Genomic DNA, 6748 nt, shown 5'->3' on the forward strand with positions numbered 1-6748 from the left:
CCCTGGCGCCGGGGGGCGCCCGGGGCGGCGCCGGGCCGGGCGGCGCCCCCCCCGTCCCCCCCCCAACCCCCCGGGGGGGGGGGCCCCCCCCCCCCCCCCCCCCCCCCCCCCCACTTCATGGTGTTGGTCTTGAGGGTCAGCTCATTGTGCTGTCCTCACAATCTCCAGCAGCTGTCAACGGGTGCCTTGCCGTCGAAGGTGCGATTCGTAAACAACTCGACGCGAGGCAGCGAGGCGATGTAGCCGCCGATGTGCGTCGGGCCGAGATTGCCCTCGAACGCAACCTTGTGGCCGGCGTCGCACCATTTCGAGGCCAGTTCTTTGCCCAGTTCGAAGGGCACGACGTCATCGAGGCGGCTGTGGTTGACGAGGACCGGGATGTCTGGGATCTCGGCATCTCCCAACCGCTGCTTATCGGCAACATCCATGAACTTCTCTTGGACGAGGTCCTGGAATGAACTTCCGTCCTTCGTCAGAGTGCTCGTGTCGAGGAAGGCGTTCGACAGGACTGCTTCGATCGTGCACTGGTTGGAGGCGCTTTCGACTCTGTCCAGGCCTTCCTGATTGAGGAATTCAGTCAGGTCGACATCTGCCTGATCGGCGAACGAGGAGACTCCGTAGAGCAGGAGTCCTGTCTGCATGCTGGAGAGGCCGGAGACCGTCTTGTAGAGGTCCGTCGGAACGGCACCCGCCGAGGCGGAGGCGAGGCTGAGGTCTGGCGCCCAGTCATCCGCGAGTTCCAATGCCGCGGTCGTGGCATGTCCGCCCTGCGAGTAGCCGCGCAGCTGAAGCTTCGTGTCTTCATTGATGGTGCTGCCTTCGACGTTCTGAACTGCCTTGGCCGCATCGAGGACGGATCGACCTTCCTCCACGCGGTTGAGGTAGCTGTGTGCGCCTTCGGTGCCGAGCCCGACATAGTCGACGACGAGAACCGGACGCTTCGCCGCCAACGCAGAGGTCACGGAGATGCCCTCGTATTCGGTGCCCATTGCCATCTGCCGGCTGGGAGCGCATTTATCGGCGATGCCCTGCGTGCCAGGTGAGATGACGACAGCGTCTTTCGCGTCGCCCTCCGCACCTTCCGGGGTCAGCAGCGTGGCAGTGGCCGCTCGTGCTGTGCCCTTTTCGTCGGTGGTCTTGTACATATACGTCGTGGACTTCGCATTGTGCTCAATGAGCTTGATGGGATCGACGTAGAACTTCGACGGCGTCTGCTTGACCACGCCGCCGTTCTCCTCCGGCAACTGGTCCGGCGTCTGGTAGAAGTCCTCGGGGACGCCGGAGTCGGGAAGGTCTTCGAGCGCTGCTGCGTACTCGACATCAGCAGTGGAGATCTCATCCGACTTGTCGACGGCTGCCTTCGCATCCTCGACGCTGACGCTCTCTGGGACATTGCTTCTGTTCAGGGAGTCCGAGTCTTCGGCCTGCCTGTCCTCGATCATGCTCTTGGCTTCGTCTTCGCTCTGCGGGACCAAAGATTGTGCCTGGGCGGGTGCCGACACTGTGCCAAGTGCGAGTGTCAGCCCGGTGATGGTGGCAGCGCTCAGCATTGCGAAGCGTCGTGCGTGTGGAAGCGTTCTATGACGGGACGTGCCCATATGTGTCTGGTCCTGTTCTGTCATGTGTCTCGGCATTGAGAATGCGCGAACAGTTGTGGTGTCGCCGACCGACGGGACAAGTGTGCCCGTCCTTCCGATCGTCTCTGATGCAAGGCCTGTATGGTGACAGGCATCACAATCCTACTCGAGGGTAGAACTTATCAGTAACATTTCTTATCGGTCAATCGAGAAGCGCGAATGTGCAGGTGGGCCAGTCGCCGGGTGATACCTGTCGGCAGACATTTCAAGTCAGGCTGAGTAGGTTGCAACCTACTCAGCCTGACTTGAAATGTGCATTTTCCGCATGCACTCGCGATGTTCCCGCTGCTGCGGTGACTCCAGCTTTAGCCTCGGCTGCGCTGGGCGTCCAGTGCCTCCACATCCGGGTAGATGGTCTCCGAAGGGGCAACGCTGCGGTTGCGGAGCATGAAGAAGTAGAGGAGGAATGTCACCACGATGCCGACGATCCACGAGATATCTGCGCCGCCGAGCTTCTCGACCATGGGTCCGGTGTAGAAGGACTGGGCGAGGAACGGAATCTGCACAACGACACCGACTCCATAGGCCACCAAGGCTCGCCAGTTCCACTTGCCGTAGCGACCCTTGAGGTCGTAGAAGGCGGGGATGTCGAAGCGGTCCTTCGAGATCAGGTAGAAGTCGGTGAGGTTGATGATGCTCCATGGAGTGAAGACCATAAGCAGGGCGAGGACGAAGTTCTTGAAGTTCGCGAGGAAGTCCGCCGACGCCAACAGGGCCACAAGCACGGTCAGGGTGACGATGCCGATGACGAAGACCGCGCGGGTCCAGCGGCGGATGTTCGTCTTCTCCCCGAAAGAGGTGAGGATCGTCAGCGTGCACATGAACGCGCCGTAGGCGTTGAGAGTGTTGACGGTGAGCTTGCCCAACAGGATCACGATGAAGATGAGCAGAGCGTAGACCCCGCCCCCGACGATGTCGCCGACGAAGCTGACCTGGTTCTCGACGAAGGAGTTGCCGGTCTCGGTCATGGCGGCGGCGCCGATGAGGGCGCCCAGGGTCATCGACCACTGTGAACCGATGACGGATCCGCCGAAGGTGAACCAGAAGGTCTTCGACGCCGGAGTCGAGCGCGGCAGGTAGCGCGAGTAGTCGGCGACATAGGGACCGTAGGTCAGCTGCCAGCCCACGGACAGTGCGATCGCGGACAGGAATGCTGGGAATGCGAAGGACGAGCCCGAGATCAGTCCGGGGACGTCGACCTTCGTGAACACGCAGTAGGTGATGAAGAGGAATCCGAGCAGGCCCGTGACTGAGGAGACGCGACCGAGCACGTGGATGTACTTGTATCCCAGCAGGGCCACAGCGGCAGTCAGTGCACCGAAGATCACGATGCCCACCGCCGGCGTATTGACACCGATGATGAGGTTGACGGCCTGTCCGGAGAGCACGGCACCGGTTGAGGCGAAGCCGATGTACATGAGCACGACGAGCACCAGTGGAATGATCGCCCCGATGATGCCGAACTGTGCCCGCGAGGAGATCATCTGCGGCAGACCCAGCTGTGGTCCCTGCGCGGAGTGGAGGGCCATGACGATGCCGCCGATGACGTTGCCGATGAGCAGACCGATGATGGCCCACAGCGCATCGGCACCGAAGACGACGGCGAGTGCTCCGTCGACGATGGCGGTGATCTGGGTGTTGGCGCCGAACCACAGCGTGAACTGGGAGCGTGCGGTGCCGTGACGTTCATTGTCAGGCACCATTTCGATGGATCGTTTCTCGATCCCCGAATTGGATGAGCTCGCCATGGGTTTCTCCTTAGAATGATGAATCAGACCCAGTCAACACCCGAAATCAGAGCGATACGAGACCTGAGTCACACAAACTGTCCGACATATCGGATCATCGCGGTCGTGGAATGAATAGTGGGGTTCACGGGCGAATCGATCACCCTTGAACCCCGAACTGATCGTATTCCGATGCAGGTTTCGGGTCTGTTTCGGCGGGTTCAGTTCGACAGCGAACTGGCGATGATCGTGCGCTGGATCTCCGAGGAACCCTCGTAGATCCGATAGATGCGGGCGTCACGGACGTAGCGTTCGAGCGGGAAGTCCCTGGTGAAGCCGTAGCCGCCGTGGATCTGCAGCGCCTCGTCGGCGATGAACGCTGCAGCCTCTGACGCAGCGAGCTTGGCGGTGGCAGATGACCTGGTGAAGTCCACCTCAGCGTCCCTCTGCTCTGCGGCGTCCATCGTCAGCAGCCAGGCCGAACGGTACTTCGTGTACATATCGGCGAGTTTGAAGGCGATCCCCTGCAGCCGGTTGAGCGGTTTGCCGCTGATCCTGCGCTCGCCGGCCCAGTCCACGGCAGCGTCAAGGGCAGCTTTGCCGATGCCCAGGCTCATCGCCGCCACCTCGATGCGGCCCCGGTCGAGGACGCGCATGGCCGTGGTGAAGCCCTCGCCCTCGACGCCCAGCAGCGCGTCGTCGGGAACGATCGCATCGATGACGAACTCATAGACCGGACTGCCGCGCAGTCCCATGGTCTTCTCCGGAGGATTGAAGTTCAGTCCCGCCGAGGCGGCCGCAGTGTCGACGATGAATGCGCTGATCCCCTTGTGCCCTGCGTCGACATCGGTCTTTGCGTAGACGACGATGAAGTCCGCGAAGCCGGCGTTCGTGATGAAGCACTTCGTGCCCTTGATGTGCCAGCCGCCGTCGACCTTCGCCGCCTTCGTCGACATCTCGGCAGGGTTGGATCCCGCCCCCGGTTCGGTCAGTCCGAAGGAACCGATGATCTCACCGGCGGCGGCCCTGGGCAGCCAGTTCTCGCGCTGGGTATCGGTGCCGCCGAGCAGGATCGAGTCGGTGGCGAGGAACTGTGCGGTGATGATCGACGCCGTCGAGGCGCACGCCTCGGTGACTGCGGCGACCATCTGACTCATCGCCACGGACCCGACGCCGGGCCCACCGAATTCCTCGGGCAGGTTGAGACCGAGGACCCCCACCTCGGCGAGGGTCTGCAATGTTGTGTCCGAGACGCGTTCGTTCGCATCCGCGGCCGCGGCCTGCGGGGCGAGCACGTCCCTGCTGATCTGTGTGACGGCGGCGACGAGTTCCTGCTCGTCCGCGCTGATGTCGAATCCCATGGTCCTACTCCTTCGTCGGTTCTGCTGAACGGGGTGCGTCAGTTCGTTCTGCGCTCAGCTCGTCATTGTGCTCGCCGAGGTGGGGCACCGGAAGCGCGGATGTCGGCCTGACACCGTCGACGAGGAGGGGGTGGCGCAGGTGCGTATGACAGGTGCGGGCATCGGTGGTGGTGAGTCCGCGGCCGTCGGTGATCGGTCCGTTGACCGCCTCGGCGAAGTTGAGGACGGGAGAGTTGGGAACTCCTGCCGCGTCGAAGATCGCGCACAGCTCGGCCACCGTGTGACCGGTGGTGAACTCCTCGATCTCGGCGCGCAGGGCGTCATCGTTGTCCGAACGGTCGGAATCGGTGGCGAAACGCGAGTCGAGGACGAGTCCGGGCTTGCCGAGCGTGGCCGAGAGGACGCCGAAGAGTTTGTCGTTGGCCACGGCGATGACGACGAGACCGTCTGCAGCGGCATAGGTGTCGAAGGGTGCGGAGATCGGGTGCCGGTTGCCCACACGGTTCGGTGTCGATCCGGCGGCGTGGATGGCCGTGTTCGTCGGCTGCATGGCAAGCATGACGTCGAGCATCGGGATGTCGATGTGGGAGCCCTCGCCGGTGGTCTGGCGGTGGAAGAGCGCGCTCGAGACGCCGAAGGCGGCGAAGACTCCGGCGGAGACATCGGCGATGGATTCGCCCACGCGGGTGGGGGAGCCGTCCGGGAATCCAGTGGACGACATGAGTCCGCTCAGGGCCTGGATGACGGTATCGTAGGCGGGCCGTTTCGCCTGTGCGCCGGTCTGTCCGAAGCCGGAGATCGAGGCGTAGACGATGTCGGGTTTGACCGCTTTGATGTCCTCGAAGGACAGGCCGAGCTTCGCAGCGACCCCCGGCCGGAAGTTCTCGACCACGACATCGCAGGTGCGGATGAAGTCAAGCAGCTGCGCATGCTGCTCGGTATCCTTGAGATCGGCCTCGATGGAGCGTTTGCCCCGGTTGAGCGACGTGAAATACGTCGATCCGGTGTCGGTGAAGGGGCCCAGGTGGCGTGAGTCGTCACCGTGGCCGGGCATTTCGATCTTGAAGACCTCGGCGCCCTGATCGGCGAGCATGGCTGTGGCATAAGGGCCGGCCAGCACGCGGGAGAAGTCGGCGACCCTGACCCCGCTGAGAAGTTGCTTCGTTGCGTTCATGCTCTTCATCCTCTGCGGGGAAGACAGAGGAATACAACGCTCTCACCTCGAGTTTCGTCCGAGGTGTCGGATTGTCTGTGGAGTCGCCAGTCGGCTATCCAGTGCTGTGGAGGCATGGACCATGGCTGGCGAGACTCAGTGTTGAGGCACACCGACACCGCAGTCCGAAATGTCGGACAGAACTTGATCCAGGCCACTATCGCTTTTCCGCGCAGAGGACAGAATGGGATGTGTAGTCAGCGATGACAATGAGGGGGATTGGCTCCCGCTCGCCATGATCCGAACATGAGAATCGTTCCGCTCCGTCAGACAGAATGAAGAAGGAGAGTCACATGACCAGCGTCTCCGAAACCTCGGGCACCTCCAACTCGAGCACCGCAGCGACGAAGCCGTCGTTCACCCAGCACGATCCCTCACGCGTGATCCGCGCCGACCGCGGCACCGAGATCACCGCCAAGTCCTGGCAGACCGAGGCCCCCAAGCGCATGCTCATGAACAACCTCGACCCCGAGGTCGCCGAGCGCCCCGAAGACCTCGTCGTCTACGGCGGCACCGGCCGGGCGGCTCGGTCCTGGGAGGCCTACGACGCGATCGTGAAGACCCTCGACGACCTCGAGGACGACGAGACTCTGCTGGTGCAGTCGGGCAAGCCGGTCGGTGTCATGCGCACCCACGAATGGGCCCCGCGCGTGCTCATCGCCAACTCCAACCTCGTCGGCGACTGGGCCAACTGGGAGCACTTCCGCGAGCTCGAGGCCGAGGGTCTGATGATGTACGGGCAGATGACGGCCGGGTCCTGGATCTACATCGCCACCCAGGGCATCCTCCAGGGCACCTACGAGACCTTCG

The 6748-nt window shown here is 62.9% G+C and carries 4 protein-coding genes and 1 pseudogene; 1 reads left to right on the forward strand and 4 read right to left on the reverse strand.

The features are described 5' to 3' along the window. Positions 1-155: 155 nt before the first annotated feature. The 4 genes from L0G76_RS12985 to L0G76_RS13000 all read right to left on the reverse strand — a co-directional run bounded on the left by L0G76_RS12985 (position 156) and on the right by L0G76_RS13000 (position 5899). The gene (locus tag L0G76_RS12985; protein ID WP_164513922.1) at positions 156-1622 is read right to left on the reverse strand and encodes a lipase family protein; all 1467 of its coding nucleotides are present in this window, start codon (positions 1620-1622) and stop codon (positions 156-158) included. A 320-nt stretch (positions 1623-1942) separates the two neighbouring features. Then, complete coding sequence (locus tag L0G76_RS12990; RefSeq protein ID WP_125187648.1) at positions 1943-3385, reverse strand: purine-cytosine permease family protein; 1443 nt, start codon at positions 3383-3385, stop codon at positions 1943-1945. A 200-nt stretch (positions 3386-3585) separates the two neighbouring features. Then, a complete protein-coding gene (locus tag L0G76_RS12995) occupies positions 3586-4725 on the reverse strand; it encodes an acyl-CoA dehydrogenase family protein (protein WP_304357605.1) in 1140 nt (379 codons plus the stop codon). Positions 4726-4729: 4 nt separating this feature from the next. After that, entirely contained in the window at positions 4730-5899 is a 1170-nt protein-coding gene (locus L0G76_RS13000; RefSeq protein WP_096158052.1) for a CaiB/BaiF CoA transferase family protein, read from the reverse strand. 332 nt (positions 5900-6231) lie between these two features. Between L0G76_RS13000 and L0G76_RS13005 the strand changes: the two are divergent. Next, positions 6232-6748: pseudogene (locus tag L0G76_RS13005) on the forward strand (urocanate hydratase); the annotation flags it as partial.

The organism is Brevibacterium picturae, from assembly GCF_030453725.1.
GTDB classification, from domain to species: domain Bacteria; phylum Actinomycetota; class Actinomycetes; order Actinomycetales; family Brevibacteriaceae; genus Brevibacterium; species Brevibacterium sandarakinum_A.